We start from the raw sequence: 21726 nt of genomic DNA on the forward strand, positions 1-21726 counted from the left end.
ACTGCTCCGCCATGGCCATTCTGCACGACATTGATCCGATTGCCCTGGACCTTGGCATTGTCAAAATTCATTGGTACGGGCTGATGTATCTGGCTGCCCTCGGATCCGCGTGGTGGCTTGGCCGACGTCGGGTGGCCGGCAATCGCTATGGCGTCAATGCCGATCAACTGTCCGATCTGCTGTTTTACGGAATGATCGGCGTTGTGGTGGGCGGACGCGTTGGCTACATGCTGATTTACGCGACGCCCGAGCTGCTCGCCCATCCGCTCAGCCTGTTCAAGGTCTGGGAGGGTGGCATGTCGTTTCACGGCGGGCTGCTTGGCGTGATGATCGCCTGCTTCAGTTGGTCCTGGTCACTGCGCCGCCATCCCTTTGACACGTTGGACTTGGTCGCGCCGCTGGTGCCCGTTGGCCTGGGCTTTGGTCGTATGGGCAATTTTATCGGCGGCGAGTTGTGGGGGCGGCATACTGATGCCCCGGTCGGCATGATTTTTCCGAACGCGTTGCCTGGCAATCTGAGCATGGACGAAATCCGACTGCAGGCAGCACAAGGACTCCTGGATCACGAAGCCCGGCATCCGTCGCAGCTTTATCAGGCGGGCCTCGAAGGCGTCGTGCTGTTCGTGCTGGTCTGGTGGTTTTCCAGCAAGCCGCGGCCCCGCTATGCCGTCTCCGGGCTGTTCTGCCTGGGTTACGGTGTGCAGCGCTTCATCGTGGAGTTCTTCCGCGAGCCCGACAAACAGATGGGCTACATCGCGTTTGATTGGGTCACGACCGGTCAGGTGCTCTCGCTTCCCATGATCTTGTTCGGACTGTTCCTGCTGTTTTGGTCGCACCGCCAAAAGCACTTCAACTAAGCCATGCAGACTTACCTCGACCTGCTGCAGCACATTCTGGACAAAGGCCTCGATAAGGACGACCGCACTGGGACAGGTACGCGCTCGGTCTTCGGCTACCAGATGCGGTTTGATTTAAGCCAGGGCTTTCCGCTGCTGACCACAAAAAAGCTGCATCTGCGCTCCATCATTCACGAACTGCTCTGGTTCCTGAAGGGCGACACCAACATCGGCTACCTGCGTGCGCACCAAGTGTCGATCTGGGATGAATGGGCCGACGCTGATGGAAACCTGGGCCCGGTCTATGGCAAGCAATGGCGCAGCTGGGAAGGGGCTGATGGCCAGACATTTGATCAAATCGCCGAGGTGATCAAGCGGATCAAGGTTGATCCGAACTCGCGGCGGTTGCTGGTCAATGCCTGGAATGTGGCGGACTTGCCGCACATGGCGCTGTCACCGTGCCACGCGCTGTTTCAATTCTATGTGGGCAACGGCCGACTGAGCTGCCAGCTGTATCAGCGCAGTGCCGATGTGTTTCTCGGCGTGCCGTTCAACATTGCCTCGTATGCGTTGTTGACGCACATGATCGCGCAGGTATGTGACCTGCATGTGGGCGAGTTTGTGCACACGTTGGGCGATGCCCATCTGTACCAGAACCACCTCGATCAAGCGCGGCTGCAACTGACGCGAACGCCGCGAGCGTTGCCGACCCTTTGGCTGAATCCGACCGTGCGCGACATCGATGGCTTCCAGTTCGACGACATCCGGATCGATGGTTACGACCCGCATCCGGCCATCAAGGCACCGATTGCGGTGTAGGGGCAGAACCCTGTGTCTGCCCCAGGCCTCGCCTCTGCCCCAGGCCTCTGTCGGGCATGTTGGTTCGTCAGAAGCGTCAACCCGATGTTCGAGACAGCCGTCAAATCGGGGCACCCAGCACCGAGGCACTCCACAATTCGGGCAGACACAGCGGTCAGCCCCACGGCCGCATAGAGGTTGCTAGGATCGGGGCACCATCAGACCATTCCGCCAGGGAGCCACTATGCATCGCTTGTCTTCGTATTTCGGTACCTTGCTCGCTGCGCTGTTCGTCAGTGCGAATGCCCACGCTGCCGAATCGGTCACCGGCACATGGGAATGGGCGGACAAGCACGAGGCCAGCGGACATCTTGCGCTGATCCAGGAGGGCACGACGGTGCGCTTCCAGCTGCAACTGCAGGCCGGGCCACCGGGCTACAACATGGGCATCATCGGCGGCGAATTCGAGCTCAAGAATGGCGAAGGGATTTTCTTCAGCGACGAAAACGGGCCTTGCCAGTTGACCTTCACGTTCGACGCCAAGAGTGTCGTCATCAAGACCGACCCCGAGCAAACAGAATGCGGCTTTGGCAACGGCGTGTATGCGGATGGAACCTTTCCCCGCACCAGCGCCAAGACCCCGACGTTTGAGGAATGGTAAGCCGCGAACCAAAGCTGAGTGTAGGTGGTCTGCTCGGCCTCTGGATGGCGGATCAGGTTCGGATTTTGTCGTTCCACCTGCCGTCCCGCGGCATGGCCGACCATGCCAACCGCTATCTGCTGTGCGGTCTGTTCGTCACATGGCTCGCCGGCCTGGGCCGATATTGGGATCACCCGTCCGCGCAGTGGTGGCAGTACGCAGGGCTCGGGTCGGTCGCCTACGTGTTCGTGCTCTCGGCATTGCTCTGGCTGGTGGTTGTTCCACTTCGGCCCGAACGGTGGACTTATCGGTCGGTGTTGGTGTTCGTGACGATGACGTCACTGCCCGCACTCTTGTATGCGATCCCGGTCGAGCGCTCGGTCGATGCGGCCGAAGCGTCGGCGCTCAATGCCACGTTTCTGAAAATCGTGGCATTGTGGCGACTTGCGTTGCTCATCTGGTTCTTGCGGCACTTCGCGAAACTGGAGTGGCCGCAAGCGGTGGTGACGGCCTTGTTGCCAATGGCGTTGATTGTGATCACGCTCGGCATGCTCAATCTGGAACAGGCGGTTTTTCAGATCATGGCCGGCATTCGCGACCGTGAGCCGACGCCTTACGATGATGCCTATGCCGTCGTGGTGACCTTGAACTTCCTCTCCATCGTACTCTCACCCGCATTGATCGGGTTCTATCTCGGCGCGATCATCCAGGCCAGCAACCGTCGACGCGATGAACGCATCGCTGCGGCCCGGCGAGCGGCGTTGATCGGCGACCGTCCGGCCCCAATGGAAGACGACTCGACGACCTGATCGCCGGCCTGCCTCAACTCCGCAGGCCGCGCCCGCGCTTCAGTAGCCAGCTGGCGTAAACGCCAAGTGCAATTGCTGCCAATGCCATCACGGTGATCGATTGCAGAGGCGGTACATCGGAGATGCCGAGCAGGCCATAGCGGAATGCATTGACCATGTACAGGATCGGATTGAAGTGGCTGAGCTTTTCCCAAAACGGCGGCAGCAGCGACACCGAATAGAACACGCCGCCGAGATACGTCAGTGGCGTCAGCACAAAGGTGGGGACAATCGCGATGTCATCGAACTTCTTCGCATACATCGCATTGATGAAGCCGGCAAACGCAAACGTGACGGACGTCAGCAGCAACGTCAGCAATGTGACGAGTGGATGATGCAGTTTGATCTTCGTAAAGAACATCGCGACGACCAGCACGATTGCACCCACCATCAAGCCACGAACGATGGCGCCAACACAGTAGCCGGCCAGAATCACCCAGTTTGGCGTCGGTGACACCAGCATCTCTTCGATGAAGCGCTGAAACTTCGCGCCAAAAAAGCTCGATACGATGTTGCCGTAGCTGTTCTGAATCACACTCATCATGATGAGCCCGGGCACGATGAAATCGATATACCGGATCCCATTCATCTCGCCGATGCGATTGCCGATCAGGTTGCCGAAGATGACAAAGTACAACGTCATCGTGATCGCGGGTGGCACCAGGGTTTGACCCCAGATACGCAAAATACGCGTGACTTCGCGCATCACGATGGTGTTCAGAGCGGTCAGGTTGCCACGCGTGTTCATGCTGCTTTTCCGGATTTGTCGACCAGGTTCAAGAACAGTTCTTCCAAACGATTGGCCTTGTTGCGCAGGCTGCGCAGCCGAATGCCGGCGGCGTCGAGCGCGCGGAATACCGCATTGAGTTCGGTCCCCTTGGCGACTTCCGCCTCCAGAGTGTGATCATCAATCCGCTTCAACTGCACGCCATCGACATTCGGCAAGCTGTTGCAGCTGTCGACTAGGTCCAGCACAAAGGTCTCCCGATCCAAACTCGCCAGCAGCGACTTCATGTCGCTCTTTCGGATGATTTCACCCTTGTCGATGATCGCAATGTTGCGGCACAGCTGCTCAGCCTCTTCGAGATAGTGCGTGGTCAGAATCACGGTCGTGCCAGCCCGGTTGATCTGCTCCACGAACTGCCACATCGAACGGCGGATTTCGATATCCACGCCGGCGGTCGGTTCATCGAGGATCAGCAGCTTCGGCTCATGGACCATGGCGCGAGCAATCATCAATCGGCGCTTCATGCCCCCCGACAACGTTCGCGACGGCACGAAGGCCTTGTCCCAGAGCGACAACTGCTTCAGATAGCGCTCGGCGCGCTCCCTGGCCAGCGGGCGGGGCAGGCCGTAGAACCCAGCTTGATTGACCACAATATCGAACGGTTTTTCGAACTGGTTGAAATTGATTTCCTGTGGCACGACACCCAGCATGCCCAATGCCGACTCGCGCTGGCGGCCGAGATCCTCACCAAAGATCCGGATGCTGCCGGCACTCGGGCGGACGAGCGAGCAAACCGCACCGATCAACGTGGATTTACCGGCACCATTCGGGCCGAGCAGTGCAAAGAAATCGCCGGGTTCGACCGTCAGCGAGACACCCTTGAGCGCATGCACGCCGGTGTCATAGGTTTTTCGTAGATCCAGAATCTCGAGTGCGGCGGTCATGGCCTCTCCACAAAGAAAAAAGGCGCCGGCTGGACCGGCGCCTCGTCAAGCTTCTATTGTGGCGCTGTTTGTCGCCCGTTCAAGGGGCAATCAGGCCGATTGCAAGAACATTACTGCGCGCAGCTCTTGGGCAGCCAGCGGTTGATGTCGGCATCGCTGGAGGCGCAACTCCAGGTCTGATTGGCGTCCATCGCAAGCTGCAGCATCTTGCCCGAAAGCTTCGGGTCGCCAGCCAGGGTCAGGTTGATCAGACAGAACTGCGTGCCGCTGTCATCCGTGCCGCGCTGGACCTCGGCGCGAGAAAAGTACAAACCGTAATAACTGTCGGCGCTGCCGACGGTGCCATCGCCGTTGCCTGGGCAATTGCCATCGTTGCTGTTGAAGTATTCGGAGACGGCAATCTGAATTGGCCACGCTTCGTTGTAAGCGGCGGCAAGTTTGTTGCGCATGTTGAAATCCTGATAGGCCGGAATTGCGATGGCTGCCAAGATCCCGACGCCAATGACGCCAAGCAGGCCAATGCCCACAATCAGCCCGACGATCAGACCCATGCTGCCGCTGCCGGACTTGCCGCCAAGTTGCGTGCGCGACGACTTGTCGATCACCAGCGTGCCCGCGATCATGTCGTGCAAGGCTTGCTTGCGGCCGGTAAAGCCCGCCATGACATAGCCCAAGTAAAGCGGCATGCCGGACACGATCTTGCCCAACAAACGGCCGAGAGCGCGACCAAAACCGATTCGGCGGCCTTCCTTGTCGACGACCCGAATGCCGATCAGTCGTTTGCCCAGCGTGGCGCCGGACGCACTGCGTTCGCAGATCACGAAGTAGAAAGCACCCAACAGTGACATGAAGCCGTTGATCGCAATCAGCGCAATCATGGGGCCCATGCTCGGCTCGCCGTTCATGGCACCCGCCATCATCATCGGCGTCAGAATGGCGCCAGCGATGGCCAGGACCGGAACGATGATGATGGTGAGCAGCACGCCGTCGATCAGCAGTGCCACAAAACGCCGCCAGAAGCCGGCGTACACCATTTCGGACTCCGCAACTGAATCAGGCAACCCAGCGGCGGGTGCGGGAGCTGCCGGACGCTGACCGCTGACGGGCGGGCGCGGCGGTGCGGCCGCCTGCATGGCAGCCGGCGCGGGATAAATCTCGGTGGCTGCGAGTGGCGATGCCTGCGGTCTTGGTGCCGGCGCTGGCGCTGGCGCCAGAGCTGGTGCTGGCGCACGCGGCGGTGGCGCCGTCACCTCAGCATGCATCGGCAACGGAATGCCGAGTTCCGCTGCGACCTCTTTCCAGGGGCGCCATTGCGGCCAGCCGTCGCGCCAGATGAGCGCGCGCTCGTACCAGCCCGGTGCGTGCATGGCTTCCTTCAGTTGGGCGATTCCGACCGGGCCGTTTGGCTGTTTGGCGGCATTGCTGTAGTACCAGATGGCGTCGTCGCTCATGGCGGCTCCCGTAGTCAGACCTGAACCCCAAGTTTGCGAGTGTTTGTGTTTTCACTCAAGGGGTTGGCGAAAGAAGTGCAGACGTGACCGACAAACGGCCCTGGCTGACCGTAAAGTTTTGCCGGCTCAATGCAGTCGGGCGTCGCCCAACAGCTCGGCATGGATCCAGGCGAATTCCGCCTCCCGACCGGGCTGGTTATACAGCACCATCAGCACCACCCACTTCAATTCTTCGACTTGTACGGGCGCATGCTCCAGAGCCAGCGCCCGCTCCAGCACGCGCTCACGAGTTCGTACGTCGAGCATGCCGTGCTGTTCCAGGCGCAGCAAAAAGCCACGCGCAGAGACGTCCAGATAGTCCTGCTCAATCGGGGCATAGATGCGCACTGGGTGCGCCGTAGACGCGGGGGCCTCGGGTGGTGCCTGCAGTGCAGCCAGCCAATCCCAGGCCTTGCCAATGTTGTTGCTGTGAAAGCCGGCCTCAAGCAACGCATCCTGCATGCTGTCGCGATCGAACGTGGTGTTTTCGGGTGCGCAGAAGAAGTAGTTCTCGAACAGGTAAACCAGTACTTCCAGCATGTTCTCTTTCATCCGCCATCCTTTGTTCGGGCCTGCTTGCGGACTGCCGGCTGCACGCTCGGTCAGGCGGACCTCTGGTTCGAAAGGCACTCCGGGTGAGGTGCCTCTGTCGTTCATATGCTGCTGTCGTTCATGAGCCGACATCCGAGCGCGCCAGCCAGGTATACCGGCCGCCGCCTAGGTCGGCCACCCTGTCCTTCAGCACCAATGCGGCCAGCATGGTCGAGATCGCCTGAGTGGTCAAGCCAGTCCGACGTTGCAGCGTATCGAAGTCGACCGGATCAAAGCCCATGGCGTCGGCAAGCTGATGCTCCGCCTCACTGAGCAACGCCGGGCGTACCGGCTGCGGGGGCAGCGCGCCATGGCCCATTCGTGCCAGCAGGCCGCCCAGCAGTTCGATGATTTCGGCCGGCGACTCGACCAGGCACGCGCCGTCCCGCAGCAGGCGGTGGCAGCCGCGGGCATGTTCGTTGTGAATCGAGCCCGGGATCGCAAAGACTTCGCGATTTTGCTCGGCAGCAAGCCGCGCGGTGATCAATGACCCCGATTTCAGCCCTGCCTCCACCACCAGTGTGGCCCGGCAGAGGCCGCTGATCACCCGATTGCGCCTTGGAAAGTGCTCGGGTCGCGGCGACGTGCCGAGCGGAAACTCGCTGAGTAGCACCCCCTGGCGCTGGATGTCCTGGGCCAATGGCGTGTTGCCAAGCGGATACGGCACATCGACGCCGGTGCCGAGCACGGCAACGGTGGGTCCGCCAGCCTGGAGGCACGCGCGGTGTGCTTCGGCGTCCACGCCGTAGGCCAGGCCGCTGACCACGGTGTAGCCCGCGCGGGACAACTCGGTCGCAAACCAGCGCGCGTTCTCGATGCCGCCCGCGCTGGCGCGGCGCGCGCCAACTACGGCGATCGTAGGCCAATGCAAGCAATCGGGACTGCCGGCGACAAACAGTGGTGGTGCCGGGTCCAATGCCTCGGAAAGCAGCCGTGGGTAGTCGAGTTCGTCGGGCCAGATTAAGGCATGACCGGGCTGCTGCAACCAGGTCAAATCGGCGGCGATCTGATGCTCGTTTGGCCGTTTCAACCAGTTGATCGCGGCCGCACTCAGTCCGAGCTGCTGAAACCCTTGTTCGCTCATGGCGAGCAACTCAGCCAGATGGCCGATACGTTGCAGCTCAGCGAGCTTGGCCGGGCCAACGCCCGGAGTGCGCAGCCAGATCAGGCGGGCCAGAATCAGAGAATCGCGATCATTCATGCCCGGACTGTCGCCGATCTCCGGGTCGTCGCGCATTGGCGATTTTCTGAAACTGCCCTAAGAAATTTCTGAGTTTGTTCGGTTTCGGACGCCAGAAACGCAAAGCGGCCCGAAGGCCGCTTGCGAATCTGTAGCGCGATCGCGTGATCAGGTCGAACGCGGCGGCCGCAGCACCGAGTTGATCTCGACGGGCCGGATGCCGTCCATGATCAGGCCATAGCTGACCTTTTCGAAGGTACGAAACACCATGACATGACCCAGATACTCTTCCGGCAGCGTGACCTTGGCTTTGGATGGCGTGAAGGCCGTGCGGATATCGCCTTCGGGATGCTTGACGGTGTCACGAATCTGGCGCTCGGGCGCAAAGATCGAGAACACCTGACCGTTCGCAACACCGTCGCGGGCACCGCGGGACAGCGCCACCACCATCAACGGACCGGACCGGAAAATGCCGTCCGACACAGCGAGTACACGCATGTTGTCGGGCACGCTTTCCGGCTCGTGTGGCGAGTAAGACGAGTCATAGGGCGCGCGCTCAGGCGGTAGCACTAAGTCACCGGCTTTGACTTCCTCGCCACCATGCTGCATGAGCACTTGCGCCGGATCGCCTGCGGCAATCACGCGGCCACGGCCGACCCATACGACTTCGTGGCCCAGAATGTGCTCACTCTTTTCGCTCCGCCAATCGGTCAGCTGTGTCCACAGCTTGCCAAAGGTCAACGCGCCGCTCGAATCCCAAGGCTCCGCAACTACGCGAGCGGGACCTTTGTTCCAAGGCATGCGCTTCGGCAGTTCACGATAGACGTAAGTCGCGCGGGCCAGATCAAACTCTTCGCCAGCACGAGCATTCAAGCCGCGGACGTAGACCACGCGGTCACCGTGGCCATAAAGCTGGTGGTCTTCCACGGAGACGACGTAAGGGCGTGACTTGGCATCTGCCGGTGAAATGACGCGGGCTTGTTCGAGGAACGGCTCCAACTCTGCCAGCGGAATCGCGGTGACCGCCTGACGATCGGAGATGTCCCGGACCTTTGGCGATAGCTTGACGACACCGGGGCGTTGTCCCTTGACGAGACGCGGCTGGCCATCGATATAGACCAGACTCAACTGATCGCCCGGATAAATCAGATGCGGATTCGCGATCTGCGAGTTGGCCTGCCAGATTTCCGGCCACAGCCAAGGATCGTTCAAGAACCGCTTGGCAATGCCCCAAAGGGTATCGCCTTCAACAACGGTGTATTCGGTCGGATGATCGTCACGGAGCGTGACCTCGGCCGCAAAACTTCCGCAGGTCAGGAGGGTTCCGGCGATTACTGCAAGTGTTTTTTTAAGCATGGCGGCTAAGGTCCTGATTCACAACGGACTGGCCCGAGTGTAGCCCAAAACTTTTACCAGAGAAAATGGGGGTGGCGCACAGTCCCGATTTTCGACCCCCAGATTTGGACCCCAGATGTCGTTTTGGGTGGCTTTTTGCGTCATCCCTGGTGCGACGCGGCTTGGTTCTGGCTCTTGGCCGAGCCCGCGGCATCCCCTCTGGAGACGGTCTCATGAACGCACTAGGACTTTTTAAATCAGTGACTTGGCGCACATTGTTCAAACCCGCCCGGCATGCACCTTGCTGGCTTTCAGACAGAACCGGAGTTCCATCCATGCGTCCCGACTCATTGTTGCTATCGCTGGCGCTGCTGTTGACCGTCGGAACCGCTACAGCACAAACCACATCGGACTGGCCGACCGGAATCGGGTTCCAGAACGTCGCGCGCACCCCCGGCGCGCTCGTGGCCGGACCCTTTGCGGTGACCGATGGCCGGGCGGCCATCATGGCGTGGCACAACGGCGTCTTGTTCACGGTCCCGGAAGTCCCGTCGAGCGCGCCGAACTCGAACTTCCAGGCGCGCATGTGGAACCTGAGTGATACGGCGAATCCGCGCATCATTGCGCGCGCACCAGCGACCGATCGCGGTGGTGCGCTCGGCTGGTCGCTGGGTGATACACCGATGCCCATCAACGCGCATGGCTACTTTCATGTCGGCCAGAACTTCATGACGGGCACAGCCGGTCACTGGCTAGTCGTGGGCGCCGACTGGCCGCCAGAGGCGCCGTGGTCGTTCCGAGCCGTAAACGGCGTTCCAGGCATCACGCGTGACGCTTCGGGTCACCTGGGTGCGGGCACGCGTGGGAGCCTGTTCGCGCCCTGGCACATTGATGAGACCTGGTGGAGCTATGGCGCGATCAGCGGCCAGGCCTCGATCCGCTACGGTGGTCCGGTGTTCAACCCGGGCAGTCAGTTGCTGTCGCAGTGGGATCACCTGGGCCAGACGGGGGTGGTTGGCCACCCATTCCTTCTGGGCAACCTCCTGATCTTCGCATCCGACCAAAGCCGCACGGGCGTTGCGACCTACGATGTGAGCAACCCGGCACAGCCGGTGCTGCTCGATGTGCTGAAAACCGGTGGCCCTGGTGGTTACTGGCCAGAACTTTGGGGCAACGACGGCGAGCTCTACATCGTGTTTCCGTACAACGACAACGGCAATGGCATGCGCGTGGTGGATGCCACCGATCCCAGTGATCTTCGGTTCGTGGGCGACACTGCCTTGTCGCGCTCGAACACCGGGTCCGGCGCCATGTACGGCCAGTTCCAGGACGAGTTCGCATTCATCGGAGATCACAAGATCGACATGCGCACGCGGCAATCGGTCCTGCAATTCCCCGCCGAAGCGGCGCACATTGATATCGGCCAGTTTGCGATGCCATTGGGCAATCTCGTCGTGGCGGGTGGCACTGGTAGCGATCAGGCGATCGGCATCTTTGCGCACCAGGCCGACCCCGACACACGTCCACCGAGCGTGGCATTTCATATTCCGCGCGCCGGGCAAAGCAACTTTCCGCGCGGCGCGCCGATCTCGCTCTTGATCCATGAAACGCTCGACACGCTGTCGCTGCAAGTCGGCACCTCGCTGCTGCTGCGCCGGATCACCGGGCCCGGCACATTCGGCCCCGCGCTACCGGGCACCTGGATCTTCTCATTCGATGACGTGCTGACGTTTCAGCCGAATGCGCAGCTGGACGCCGATGCCAGCTATGAATTCCGTGTCGTCGGCGTTCGCGATGCTGCCGGCAACAGCATGCCGGCCTATGCCTTCACGTTCTCGACAGGCGCCGCACTCGGCGGCAATCGGCCGCCAACGGTGACCGGCGTCAGCGCGAATCTGTATCCAGCGCCCGTCGCCGCCAATATCGATTTCGTGGCCACCGCGAGTGACCCTGATGCCGACACGCTGCAGTATCGCTACGACTTCGGCGATGGCAGTGCCAAAACCGCGTGGTCGGCAAGCAGTTCGGGTCAACATGCCTTTGCGGCGGCCGGGCACTATCGGGTCAGCGTGCAGGTGCGCGATCCAAGTGGGGTGATCGCGTCGCGGACCACCACGGTGACCACGGCAGCACCGGCCGCCGGCGCGCCGACGCAAAGCAGTTCGATCCATTGTGCGAACGCCGCGCGCCGGGTGTTTGTCGCCAATCCGGACGCCAATACGATCAGCGTGCTGAATGCCGATACGGCAACGCTGATCGCCGAGTATCCGGTGTGCGCCGACCCACGCAGCCTTGCGCTCAGCAACAGCAACCAGTTGTGGGTGGCATGCTTCGACGATGATCGCGTCCAGGTATTGAATCCGGACACCGGCGCGTTGCTTGGCGAACTCAACACGGGCTATGGCAGTGCGCCAGCCGCGTTGGCCATCGATCCGGCAAGCGCGAATGTGTTCGTCAGTCTGCAACAGCGCCAGGAAGTCCGCCGCTACAACGCGGTGTCGCGACAGCAAACGGGCAGTCTGCCGGTGGCCGGTCGACCCCGTGCGCTGGCGGTCAGCAGCGATGGCAGCCGCGTGTTCGCGACGCGGTTTCTGTCACCAAAGCATCACGGCGAGACATTCGAGATCAACGCTGCGACCATGACACTCGTTGCCGCGCACCGGATCAACAAGTTTGGCGACGATGCCAATCGCGACACCACCGCGAGCGGTAAGGGTGTGATCAACGATCTCGCCGGTGCGGCGCTGTCGCCGCGCACCGGTCGGCTGTTCGTGACCGGTAACAAGCCCAATAGTGAGCGTGGCCTGTTGATTCACGCCAGTCAGGACCTGGACACCGACAACAGCGTGCGAAATCTGCTCGTGGAAGTGGACCCCACGGTTGCCGATCCGAATGCCCGGGTGCGCCGCGCGATCGACATTGACAACTCCGACTCCGCCTACGCACTCGCCTTTTCGCCGCTGGGCGACTACTTGTTTGTCAGCTTGCAGGGCATGAACGAGTTGGTCGTGTTCGATGCGTTGGCGATGGATCAGTCGACGGGACTCGGTTCCCAGGTCACGCGACTCGCGGTGGGCGCCGCGCCGCAGGGAGTCTGCGTGGACCCGCAAACCGAGCGCACGTTTGTGCAGAATTTCATGGGCCGCAGCGTGACCGTTCTGGAAACGGGCTCCTTGTTTCGCGAGGGCCAGATTGCGCCTCCTCGTACCGACATCCCGGTCGTGGCGAATGAGCCGCTAACGGCCAGCCAACTGCTCGGCAAGCGGGTGTTCTATCACGCGGCCGACCCACGCATGAGCGCCGAGGGCTACCTCTCGTGCGCAACCTGTCATCTGGATGGCGGTGAGGACGGGCGCGTGTGGGATTTCACCGGCCGAGGCGAGGGGCTTCGCAACACGACCACCCTGAACGGCCGCGGCGGCACGGCGCACGGCAATGTGCACTGGTCGGCAAACTTCGACGAGATCCAGGATTTCGAAAACGACATTCGCAATGCATTCGGCGGCAGCGGGTTCCTGACCGATCCGCAATTCGCCGCCACCAGCGCACCGCTTGGCCCACCCAAGGCCGGGCTCAGCGCCGAACTCGATGGCTTGGCCGCTTATCTTGGATCGCTCGGCAACGCCAGTATCGCCCGAAGTCCGTTTCGGAACGCCGACGGCAGTTTCACCACGCTGGCGCAAACCGGCGAAACGCTGTTTGCGCGTGAACAATGCACCAGTTGTCATGTGCCACCAACCTATACCGACAGCACGTTGGGAGCGGCCACGCTTCACGATGTCGGCACGCTTCGAGATACCTCGGGACAACGGCTGGGCGGACCACTGAACGGGATCGATACGCCTGGCCTGCGCGGTCTGCACGCGACGGCACCATATTTCCACGATGGCGCTGCCGCGACCCTTGCCGATGTCTTCCGAGTGACGGGCGGTACCCGGTATCCAGCCGAGACCGCGCAATTGCAGGGTGGCGCCAATTTGCAGAATGCGTTCGTCGATTTGAACAACGATGATCTGGTGCGCGGACGCGCATACGCCAGTGTCGATTCGGCAGGCCAGGCCATCGTGTTCAACAATGTCGCGGGCGGGGCGGGCGGCACGGGCGCAATCGAGATCCGCTTTAGCAACTCACGCTCCGGTGCGCAGATGCAGGCGCTGAGTCTGGTGATCAACGGCCAGACCCATGCGGCCAATGCGGTGCCGGCGACCAACAACTCGCCAAGTTGGCGCAGTACGAATTGGGATGTGATCCGGATCGAGAATGTGCCCCTGCTGGCCGGAAACAGCAACGTGATCAGCATCGGCACGAATGGCTGGTACCTGTCGGTCGACGAGATCGTCGTCAGCACGGCCGCTGATCTGACACGTGCCAACGCGCACCGACGGGTTGCCGCCTTGCCCCAGGGCGAGCAGGACGCGCTACTCGCGTTCCTGCGCGAACTGGATGGGAGCCCGACGCCGCAGGCCACACCGCTTCTGTTTGCAAACGGCTTCGAGTAAACCCGTGGTCGCTGGACTCAGGTCTGCCCGATCGTGTGAACGTACTGGGGCAGCACGTACGACGCTGTTTCAGCTCCGTCTCAGTTGAACCGGCAGCAGATCAAACTCACCCCGGACCTGATCCGGGGTGAGGATCGGCCTCGCGGCAAGCCGGCAAATCGGGCGCTGACTTCCCGTCGAGGTCCTTAGCTAACCAGGGCTGGCATCAATGGATGCGCCTGCTAAGCTCTTAGCATGCGTTGCCCCTTCTGCCGCCATGAAGACACTCGGGTTGTTGATTCCCGTCTGACCGAAGACGGTAGCCAGGTTCGGCGTCGCCGTCATTGCGACGCCTGCAATGAGCGCTTCACCACGTTCGAGGTGGTCGAATTCAAGACCCCCATGATCGTCAAGCACGACGGCCGGCGCGAGCCCTTTGACGAGCGCAAGTTGCGAGGCAGTTTCGAGCGCGCGCTGCACAAGCGCCCGGTCGATGCCAACACCATCGATGAGGCGGTCAGTGTCATCCAAAAACGACTGCGCGGTTTGAGCGAGCGTGAGCTGGCATCGCGGCGGCTTGGCGAATGGGTCATGGCCGAGCTGAAGCGCATTGACCAGGTCGGCTACGTGCGCTTTGCGTCGGTTTATCGACGCTTTGAGGACGTCAAGGAATTCCGCGAAGAAGTCGAGCAACTCGAGCGCGACTTGCCCATCCTGGAAGGCAAGCAAATGTCGCTGCTGGGCGATGCCGAACCGGGATCCAAGCGCGGATGAAATTTGTGTATCTGGCCGAGCGCATGCATTATGCGCCGCGTCTCGCGCATGCCCACCACCAAGAATGGGGCCCGTTACTGCCGCACTGGCAGGAGTCCGATGCGCTTTTGGAGCTGGAATCGCACGTCGATCATTGTGCGGTGCCGACCACGATGGTGCTCATCGACGGCGAAGCCGATGCCGAATGCCTCGTCGGCTCGGTCAGCCTGCTCGCCAATGATCACGAGCACATCCGTGCCTATTCACCCTGGCTGGCGAGCCTCTACGTCTGGCCGGAATACCGAGGCCAAGGTCATGGCATCGCTTTGGTCGAACGCTGCCTGGCCGAAGCACGCGCGCTGGGCATGCCCAAGCTCTACCTGTACACCTCAGGCCAGCAGGCCTTTTACCAGAAGCTTGGCTGGTCCGAGACCACGGTCATGCAGGATTGGGCCGAACCCGTCACGGTGATGGAACGGGTACCCTGATGTTTTCGGCGGCCGATCATGGGCATATGGCCGAGGCCCTGCGCCTGGCCGAACTCGGACGCTACACCACCAAGCCAAACCCCTGCGTCGGCGCCGTGTTGGTGCAAGGGGACACCGTCGTTGGCCGCGGATTTCACCAGCGGGCTGGCGAACCCCACGCCGAAGTGTTCGCACTCCGCGAAGCCGGCACACGAGCCCATGGCGCCACGATCTACGTAACGCTCGAGCCCTGCGCGCATACGGGGCGCACGCCCCCATGTGCGGACGCGCTCAAGACAGCCGGCGTCGCACGCGTGGTGTATGCGGTGGCCGACCCGAATCCGCTGGTGTCTGGCAAGGGTGTGGCGCGACTGCAGGCGGCTGGCGTTGTCGTGCAGACGGGCCTGATGCGCGACGCGGCCCAGGCGCAGATCGAGGGATTTCTGAGCCGGATCGAGCGCGGCCGGCCTTTTGTTCGCGTCAAGTCCGCCACCAGCTTGGATGGTCGAATCGCACTTCGCTCCGGTGAATCCAAATGGATCACCGGCCAAGCTGCGCGCGCCGACGTGCAACATTGGCGCGCTGCGTCTGGCGCCATTTTGACCGGCGTTGGCACCGTCTTGGCCGACGATCCAAGCCTCACCGCACGAGTGGACGCGCCCTGCGTGGCGCCCGCAAGAGTCGTACTGGATACCAAAGGCCGCCTGCCCGCCTCGGCCAAACTGCTGTCCGACGATGCCCCGACATGGGTACTGACCGCGCCCGAACACGTGAAAAGTCTGCAGACCCGCTGTCCGGCCGCAACAGTCTGGGGGATCGCTCACGGCCCTGACGGCCGCCTGTCCCTCACGGGCGCGCTGGCCTGGCTCGCCGGGCAAGGAATCAATGACCTGATGGTTGAGGCGGGCGGCACGCTCGCTGGCGCCCTGCTTCGGGAAGGCCTGATCGACGAGTGGCTGCTGTATCAAAACACTTGTCTGCTCGGCGATTCAGGCATGCCGGTGTTCGCTGGCTTGAGCCCATCCAACATGGCAGCCAAGCCAGAATGGCAGTGCGTGGACCACCGCCCAATCGGCTCGGATTGGCGCTGGCGTTTGCGTCCGGTCACCGCGACCGGAACCTGATGCACCTTCTGGAGTCCAAATCTCGTATACAAAAGCGTATGGCCTCAAAGCCGACGCGCCACGGCGACAATTGCACAGTTCCCTGCCAGTCGTGCCTAACGGTTTGAATATCTTCTCCACCTACCCTGCCGCATAATGCCTGCATGAGTGAAATTCTGGATGCCCTGAAACGTTCCGAGGCGGCACGTCTGGGCGACGACGCCATCGCCACGCCCATGCCCGCGCCCGTCTGGCACGCGAGCAAACCGCGGCCGATCTGGCCGTGGTTGGCCGTATTGGCGGTCATCGGCGTGGCGCTGGCCGGTACCTGGCAAAACCGGCGCGAATTGTGGCCCGATCGCTTTCCGCCGCTAGCCGAGGTCGATGCGCCGGCAGCATCAGATTCAAACCCATCAGGCTCAAAACAACCGGCCAATCCGCCCGCGCTTGCCGCGAGTGCCCGCAAACCGGCGGAATTGCAGCGCCAGGGTGCAGCGCCTGAACCAGTTCCGGCGCCGCCATCGCCTGCGCCCAGCGGGAGCGCAGCAGAAAACAGTGCTGCCGACATCCAGCCCGATCCCAGTGCGCCTGCCTATGTGGCAGAGCTGGCGCCGATCCCGGCACCTGCACCGGTGCCGCCGAGTCCCGTGTCGCAACCTCCCATGCCGGCCGAGCCCGGTGCACTGCCGACCGTGACACCAACGAATGTGACTGCGCCGAATCCATCCAGCGAGCCGCTAGCGCCTGCAGTCAACGCCGACGCGAGTCTGGCGGTGGAGCCTCCGGCCGTCAGCGTCGACCCAAACGTTTCAGCCATGGCGGTGATGCCAACCGATCCGCCCCAAAACCAATCGATGCCGGTCGATGCGGCGAATCCCGCCATGCCGCCAGATGTGGCGTCGGCGAATCCGGACGACTTGCTGCCGCGCTATGAAGACCTGCCCTATTCGCTACGTCATGACTTGCCACCGGTCAAGTTCAGCATGCATCGCTATGCCGCCGATCCGAACCAGCGCTTCGTGGTCTACAAGGAACGTCGGATCAGTGACAACGGCGTGCTCGATCAAGATTTGTGGCTGAAGCGGGTGCTGCCAGACGGCGCGGTGCTGGAGTTCCGCGGCACCGAGTTTCGGGTTGGTCGCGATTGACCGCTCAAGTAGTTTCGAGAACGCTTTCAACTTGTCCCATCTCGTCCTCTGACCTCGTACCCCGATTGGAACCCAGGCGCTTGCCTGGAACAAAACCAGCCTCGGGGTCGAACCATGACAATCAAACGTACTCACACGGTGCTGCCAGGAGCGGTCTTTCTGGCGGCGCTGGCAATTTCCACCGTCAGCAACGCGGTCGCGCCGATGGCCGACCTCGATCTGTCGTTCGGCTCCAGCCGTGCCACCGCAACGGCTTCCTATGATGTCCCCGGCTCCACGCTCGCGGATCGCGGTGTTGCGGTGTTCGTCGATCGTGTCACAGGTGGCTACACGGTCATCGGCGAAGCGGCCAGCCCCACAGCCGGGAAAACGCGCATCGTCATCTCGTCCTTCTCCACAACGGGTGGCGTCAGTAGCTCCGTGAAGACGTTCGACGTGCTCCGCGTCGATGCCGCTTGCCAGCGACCTAACAGCACGGGCTTCGTGATTGGCGTCGTGGAGGGCACGGCCAGCGAGAATTTGTCCGCGATCTACGCCTTCGATGGTGCCGGCAACCTCGACACCAGTGTCTTCGAAGGCGACGGCAAGGTCACTGCGGACGCCTTGGGTCCGGAGCGCGTCGTCGACTTGGTCTGTTCCGCCAGCGACGTCCTGGTCCTTAGAACCGTCACGAACCCAAACACCAACGCATCCTTCGGGCTGTCTATTCGCGCCCAGTTTTCCGGTGCCGCTAACGGTGGCAATACGTTCATCCCTGTCACCGGTGGCATCTACGATCCGATTGGCATGGGCAGAGCCAGTTCGCAGCGCGTCCCGGCCGTGTTCGCATACAAGGACAACAGCATCGACAACGCGATCAGCATGACCACGTATAACGACGGCACGCTGGGCGGCTCGAACACAACCACCTTTCCCATTCCCTTTGCGACCTGCGGCGCGATGAGCGCGGCGACCTCCGGGCGCGCCCGAGTGGCCAAGGTAGCCGGTGACAAGGTGCTGGTCGCAGGGAATGCGAGTTTCGACGACCTTCTACAGACCATTGAGTACCTATGGTTGCTGGAAATCAACGTGCCGACTACCGGTGCGCCGACGCTTGGCACCTGCACATCCCGAATCGTTGGAACCAACAACTTTGTCGTCGGCACAAACTTCTTCGTCAATGATCTTGCGGTCAGCGCCGATGGCTCCGAAGTCTACGCAATAGGTAGCGGCTACCGAGTCGATCCGATCGAAGTCGATCTCGACTTCGAGCTGTATCGCTTCATCAAACCGGGAGGCAGTTGGACGGCTTTGCCAGGCGACAACATCGCGATCGAATTCGCCCACGGAAACAGCGTCGCCGAAGCCGACGATCAAGCGGTGGCAGGCTATATCGATGCCCGCACGACCCCAAACCGACTGCTCGTCACCGGCGTGCGCCAGTGGCTGGGCGCGGACACGGATGCTTCGCTGACTCGGCTGCAATTGGCACCGTTGTTTGCGGACGGGCTGGAGTAGCACCCAGTAACCGACCTGGAGACTCGGCGTGTACCGGCGCCGAGCCACACCGCCTCGCGACGCCAGCTTGACCGCCCGCCAAACTGGCTTAATGATCGGCGCCATGGAACGGGATATCGAACACCGCGGTATCAACCTGCGCAGGCTCGCCCACGAGGTGGACGAAACCAGGCGGCGCATGGTGGTGGGCGGGGTGTTTTACGTACTGGGCTGGTTGCTGGTGTGCCTCTTCACGCCCGCGATCAGCGTGTACCCGTGGGCGTCGCTGACCATCGCCGTGATCTTCGTCAGTTTGGCGGTGGCGCGACTGGCCTTGCGGCCACCGGTGTCGCAGGACCCGCGCGTCCTGACGCATTGGCTGGACCTGCAATGGCTGATCATCCAAGTCTCGGCGGCGGTTTGGGGCGCCGTCGTGTTGTGGACCTTGATCAGCCCGGTGTTGGCCAATGCGCGGATGGCCCTGCTCGTGGGCGCCGCTGGCTTTGCGACGGCGATCGCACACACCTACAGCATGCGTTTCTGGCCGTCGTTGCTGGCCGTGGTGCTGATCTATGCGCCGGCCACGGCTTTGATGTGGATGCCAGGGCACGACCGCGCCGTGGCTTTCAGCCTGACGGTCTATCTCGCTTATGTGATCACGTCGCTGATTCGCTCCCATCGCGACTTTCATGACCGTCTCGACTTTCAGGAGACGCTGCGCCAGCAGCGCGATGCGTTCGAGCGGATGAGCCGCACCGATGATCTGACCTTGCTCGCCAATCGGCGCGTGTTTGTCGCAGAACTGGAGCGGGTGCGCGCCGAAGCAACGAACCACACCCGGCCCGTGTCGCTGCTCGTGATCGATCTGGATCACTTCAAGCAGATCAACGACCAGCACGGGCATGCGATTGGTGACACGTGCTTGAGTGGTTTTGCGGAGCAGCTGCGACTGGTGTTCGCGGGCCAGGGCGAGTTGCCGGCTCGCCTTGGTGGTGAAGAGTTCGCCGTGTTACTGCCCGGCCACACCGAGCCTGAAGCCGCCACCCGTGCCGAAGCGTTTCGCATCGGCTTGGCGGCCGTGGCCGTCGTGCCCGAGCAACCCACACTGCGAATTCATGTCAGCATCGGCGTGGCCGAGTTCGACGCCAAGCGGCACCTGAGCAGCGACACCTTCCTGATCGATGCCGATCGCGCGTTGTATCGGGCCAAGAACGAGGGCCGCAACCGCGTCTGCCAGGCGTCCGGGAATCGCCTATGAATGCCGTGCCAGCCGAACTCGGTAGCGCAGCTGACCTGCGCTATTTCGCCGAACTGGACAAGCGCCTCGTCGATGCCGTCCGCGGCATTCGCATGCTCGACGCTCTGAGCTGGCCGGCGTCCTTGCAACATGAGTTTCTCGCTGCCTGGCATCGTGGCCAGCCGTTTCTGCCGGAAGTCCGCTACAAGAAGCGCGACTTCACCGAGATCCGCGCCGAGCTCGATGCGATCCAGCACGAAGCGCGCTTTGCCGAGGACCATCCGGTGGGTGGGTATGTGCGCCGCACCGCGGAGTCTTGGGAAATCGCCACCGCCATGCTCGACGCCGCCGGCACCGCCGACATCGGCACCCATTCCGCACGCCTGTTCGGCCAGCCGGGGGATTTCCTGCCGGGATCGGAGCATCACAACGTCGAGGCGGCGTTGCATTTCATTTCGCTCGCTGACGAACTATCGCATGAGCTCTCAAGCCAGGAAGCGGACTACTGCCTGAGCGCGCAGATCATGCAGCAGGAACTGCAGGAGCGTCTCGACGCGTTTTTCGTGCATCACAAAGTACGTGTCGAGATCGATCCGGAACTAACGGCGAAGGCCGCCGCCGGTCCCACGCGCATCCGTCTCCGCAATGCGACCTGCTTCTCCGAATACGATCGCCACCAGTTGCTCGAGCACGAGGCCTTCGTGCATTCACTGACGGCGCTCAACGGCCGCGAACAGCCCAACCTCGCGTCCATGGCCCGCAACTCGCCGCGCATCACGTCCACGCAAGAGGGTCTGGCCACCTTCGCCGAACTGATCACGGGCACGATCGACATTGGCCGCATGAAGCGCATTTCGATGCGCATCATCGGCATCGATAAAGCCCAGGATGGCGCGAACTTCATCGACGTCTTCAAGCTGTTCATGGCTAGCGGCCAGACCGAATCCGAGGCCTATACCTCCGCCGCGCGTATCTTCCGCGGCGCGCCCACAACGGGCGGCTCGGCATTCACGAAGGACACGGTCTACTTGCACGGGCTCCTCAGCGTGCATACGTTTTTCCGCTGGGCGCTGAAGAATCAGAAGCTGAAACTGTGCCGCAATCTGTTTGCCGGCAAGATGACGTTGCACGACGTTGTCGTATTGGAGCCCTGGTTCGACGCGGGCTATATCACGGCGCCGCTGTATTTGCCGCCATGGGTCCAGCGCGCGAACGGTCTGGCCGGAATGCTCGCGTTCTCTCTGTTCGCGAACAAGATCCGCTTGGACCGCGTGCAAACCTGGGATCTGAATCTCGGCGTGTAGGCTGCGCGAGTTTCAAGAAGCGCTCCCTCTCTCATCAAACACACGATAACCCGTTGATTGATGTACTCAGTCCATTTACGACTGATGCCCATCCTGATCGCAAGTAACCCCCGCCCCGACCCTCCCCCGCGATCGCGGGGGAAGGAGCGCTCCCTCTCCCACGCGAGTGGGAGCGGGCTGGGGAGAGGGCTACTTGCGACACTGCAGCGTGGTCGAGACGTCGAACCACATGCCATCGCCAATGGCTTGCTAATCACACCACCGGCGTTCGAGAGACCGACCAGGACGCCAAAAATCCAAACAGCGCCAGCTTTCATGCTGGCGCGGACCATGGCAGAGTCGCGACCTTGACCACGCCACAGGCTGCCCAA

Annotated in this window: 18 protein-coding genes; 12 read left to right on the top strand and 6 right to left on the bottom strand. The window is 62.0% G+C overall.

Features of this window, described 5'->3' with window-relative positions; genetic code table 11:
- Positions 1–11 precede the first annotated feature (11 nt).
- The 4 genes from lgt to C7S18_RS20545 all read left to right on the top strand — a co-directional run bounded on the left by lgt (position 12) and on the right by C7S18_RS20545 (position 3083).
- Positions 12–857 carry a prolipoprotein diacylglyceryl transferase gene (gene lgt, locus C7S18_RS20530; protein ID WP_106893326.1) on the top strand — a complete coding sequence of 282 codons (846 nt, stop codon included), beginning with the start codon at positions 12–14 and terminating at the stop codon, positions 855–857.
- 3 nt (positions 858–860) lie between these two features.
- Positions 861–1655, top strand: a complete 795-nt coding sequence (locus C7S18_RS20535) for a thymidylate synthase (protein ID WP_106893327.1) — start codon at positions 861–863, stop codon at positions 1653–1655.
- A gap of 223 nt (positions 1656–1878) precedes the next feature.
- On the top strand, positions 1879–2295 hold the full coding sequence (locus tag C7S18_RS20540; RefSeq protein ID WP_106893328.1) for a hypothetical protein: 417 nt from the start codon (positions 1879–1881) through the stop codon (positions 2293–2295).
- The gene (locus C7S18_RS20545) at positions 2289–3083 is read left to right on the top strand and encodes a hypothetical protein (protein WP_106893329.1); all 795 of its coding nucleotides are present in this window, start codon (positions 2289–2291) and stop codon (positions 3081–3083) included. Before C7S18_RS20540 ends, C7S18_RS20545 begins: the two co-directional genes overlap by 7 nt.
- Positions 3084–3096: 13 nt before the next feature.
- On the opposite strand, the gene C7S18_RS20550 is transcribed toward C7S18_RS20545, so the two are convergent.
- The 6 genes from C7S18_RS20550 to C7S18_RS20575 form a co-directional block, all read right to left on the bottom strand.
- A complete protein-coding gene (locus C7S18_RS20550) occupies positions 3097–3870 on the bottom strand; it encodes an ABC transporter permease (protein ID WP_106893330.1) in 774 nt (257 codons plus the stop codon).
- Complete coding sequence (locus C7S18_RS20555) at positions 3867–4793, bottom strand: ABC transporter ATP-binding protein (RefSeq protein ID WP_106893331.1); 927 nt, start codon at positions 4791–4793, stop codon at positions 3867–3869. The genes C7S18_RS20550 and C7S18_RS20555 overlap by 4 nt, the downstream gene beginning before the upstream one ends.
- A gap of 110 nt (positions 4794–4903) precedes the next feature.
- Positions 4904–6244 carry an RDD family protein gene (locus C7S18_RS20560; protein ID WP_106893332.1) on the bottom strand — a complete coding sequence of 447 codons (1341 nt, stop codon included), beginning with the start codon at positions 6242–6244 and terminating at the stop codon, positions 4904–4906.
- Between the two features lie 126 nt (positions 6245–6370).
- Positions 6371–6835: a Smg family protein gene (locus tag C7S18_RS20565; RefSeq protein WP_106894127.1), complete on the bottom strand. Its 465-nt coding sequence runs from the start codon at positions 6833–6835 to the stop codon at positions 6371–6373.
- Positions 6836–6953: 118 nt separating this feature from the next.
- The gene (gene dprA / locus C7S18_RS20570) at positions 6954–8111 is read right to left on the bottom strand and encodes a DNA-processing protein DprA (protein ID WP_240623938.1); all 1158 of its coding nucleotides are present in this window, start codon (positions 8109–8111) and stop codon (positions 6954–6956) included.
- Positions 8112–8222: 111 nt separating this feature from the next.
- Positions 8223–9410: a LysM peptidoglycan-binding domain-containing protein gene (locus tag C7S18_RS20575; protein ID WP_106893333.1), complete on the bottom strand. Its 1188-nt coding sequence runs from the start codon at positions 9408–9410 to the stop codon at positions 8223–8225.
- Positions 9411–9724: 314 nt separating this feature from the next.
- Here C7S18_RS20575 and C7S18_RS20580 point away from each other — a divergent pair, with 314 nt between their 5' ends.
- The 8 genes from C7S18_RS20580 to C7S18_RS20615 all read left to right on the top strand — a co-directional run bounded on the left by C7S18_RS20580 (position 9725) and on the right by C7S18_RS20615 (position 21355).
- The gene (locus C7S18_RS20580) at positions 9725–13888 is read left to right on the top strand and encodes a PKD domain-containing protein (RefSeq protein WP_170113394.1); all 4164 of its coding nucleotides are present in this window, start codon (positions 9725–9727) and stop codon (positions 13886–13888) included.
- A 234-nt stretch (positions 13889–14122) separates the two neighbouring features.
- Positions 14123–14641 (top strand): transcriptional regulator NrdR, encoded by a 519-nt coding sequence (nrdR, locus tag C7S18_RS20585; protein WP_106893335.1) that lies wholly within the window; start codon positions 14123–14125, stop codon positions 14639–14641.
- Positions 14638–15108, top strand: coding sequence for a GNAT family N-acetyltransferase (locus C7S18_RS20590; RefSeq protein ID WP_106893336.1), 471 nt, complete (start codon positions 14638–14640; stop codon positions 15106–15108). Before nrdR ends, C7S18_RS20590 begins: the two co-directional genes overlap by 4 nt.
- Positions 15105–16211, top strand: a complete 1107-nt coding sequence (gene ribD / locus C7S18_RS20595; RefSeq protein WP_425481110.1) for a bifunctional diaminohydroxyphosphoribosylaminopyrimidine deaminase/5-amino-6-(5-phosphoribosylamino)uracil reductase RibD — start codon at positions 15105–15107, stop codon at positions 16209–16211. The genes C7S18_RS20590 and ribD overlap by 4 nt, the downstream gene beginning before the upstream one ends.
- A 143-nt stretch (positions 16212–16354) precedes the next feature.
- Positions 16355–17338, top strand: a complete 984-nt coding sequence (locus tag C7S18_RS20600; protein WP_106893337.1) for a general secretion pathway protein GspB — start codon at positions 16355–16357, stop codon at positions 17336–17338.
- 114 nt (positions 17339–17452) lie between these two features.
- Positions 17453–18835, top strand: coding sequence for a hypothetical protein (locus C7S18_RS20605; RefSeq protein WP_146152046.1), 1383 nt, complete (start codon positions 17453–17455; stop codon positions 18833–18835).
- 28 nt (positions 18836–18863) lie between these two features.
- Positions 18864–20072, top strand: coding sequence for a GGDEF domain-containing protein (locus C7S18_RS20610; RefSeq protein ID WP_146152047.1), 1209 nt, complete (start codon positions 18864–18866; stop codon positions 20070–20072).
- Positions 20069–21355 carry a peptidase MATCAP family protein gene (locus C7S18_RS20615; protein ID WP_106893340.1) on the top strand — a complete coding sequence of 429 codons (1287 nt, stop codon included), beginning with the start codon at positions 20069–20071 and terminating at the stop codon, positions 21353–21355. The genes C7S18_RS20610 and C7S18_RS20615 overlap by 4 nt, the downstream gene beginning before the upstream one ends.
- Positions 21356–21726 lie beyond the last annotated feature (371 nt).

The organism is Ahniella affigens, from assembly GCF_003015185.1.
Taxonomy (GTDB): domain Bacteria; phylum Pseudomonadota; class Gammaproteobacteria; order Xanthomonadales; family Ahniellaceae; genus Ahniella; species Ahniella affigens.

Coding starts and splice junctions, on each gene's coding strand:
- lgt (WP_106893326.1), top strand. CDS start 12: ATGGCCATTCTGCACGACATTGATCCGATTGCCCTGGACCTTGGCATT.
- C7S18_RS20535 (WP_106893327.1), top strand. CDS start 861: ATGCAGACTTACCTCGACCTGCTGCAGCACATTCTGGACAAAGGCCTC.
- C7S18_RS20540 (WP_106893328.1), top strand. CDS start 1,879: ATGCATCGCTTGTCTTCGTATTTCGGTACCTTGCTCGCTGCGCTGTTC.
- C7S18_RS20545 (WP_106893329.1), top strand. CDS start 2,289: ATGGTAAGCCGCGAACCAAAGCTGAGTGTAGGTGGTCTGCTCGGCCTC.
- C7S18_RS20550 (WP_106893330.1), bottom strand. CDS start 3,870: ATGAACACGCGTGGCAACCTGACCGCTCTGAACACCATCGTGATGCGC.
- C7S18_RS20555 (WP_106893331.1), bottom strand. CDS start 4,793: ATGACCGCCGCACTCGAGATTCTGGATCTACGAAAAACCTATGACACC.
- C7S18_RS20560 (WP_106893332.1), bottom strand. CDS start 6,244: ATGAGCGACGACGCCATCTGGTACTACAGCAATGCCGCCAAACAGCCA.
- C7S18_RS20565 (WP_106894127.1), bottom strand. CDS start 6,835: ATGAAAGAGAACATGCTGGAAGTACTGGTTTACCTGTTCGAGAACTAC.
- dprA (WP_240623938.1), bottom strand. CDS start 8,111: ATGCGCGACGACCCGGAGATCGGCGACAGTCCGGGCATGAATGATCGC.
- C7S18_RS20575 (WP_106893333.1), bottom strand. CDS start 9,410: ATGCTTAAAAAAACACTTGCAGTAATCGCCGGAACCCTCCTGACCTGC.
- C7S18_RS20580 (WP_170113394.1), top strand. CDS start 9,725: ATGCGTCCCGACTCATTGTTGCTATCGCTGGCGCTGCTGTTGACCGTC.
- nrdR (WP_106893335.1), top strand. CDS start 14,123: ATGCGTTGCCCCTTCTGCCGCCATGAAGACACTCGGGTTGTTGATTCC.
- C7S18_RS20590 (WP_106893336.1), top strand. CDS start 14,638: ATGAAATTTGTGTATCTGGCCGAGCGCATGCATTATGCGCCGCGTCTC.
- C7S18_RS20600 (WP_106893337.1), top strand. CDS start 16,355: ATGAGTGAAATTCTGGATGCCCTGAAACGTTCCGAGGCGGCACGTCTG.
- C7S18_RS20605 (WP_146152046.1), top strand. CDS start 17,453: ATGACAATCAAACGTACTCACACGGTGCTGCCAGGAGCGGTCTTTCTG.
- C7S18_RS20615 (WP_106893340.1), top strand. CDS start 20,069: ATGAATGCCGTGCCAGCCGAACTCGGTAGCGCAGCTGACCTGCGCTAT.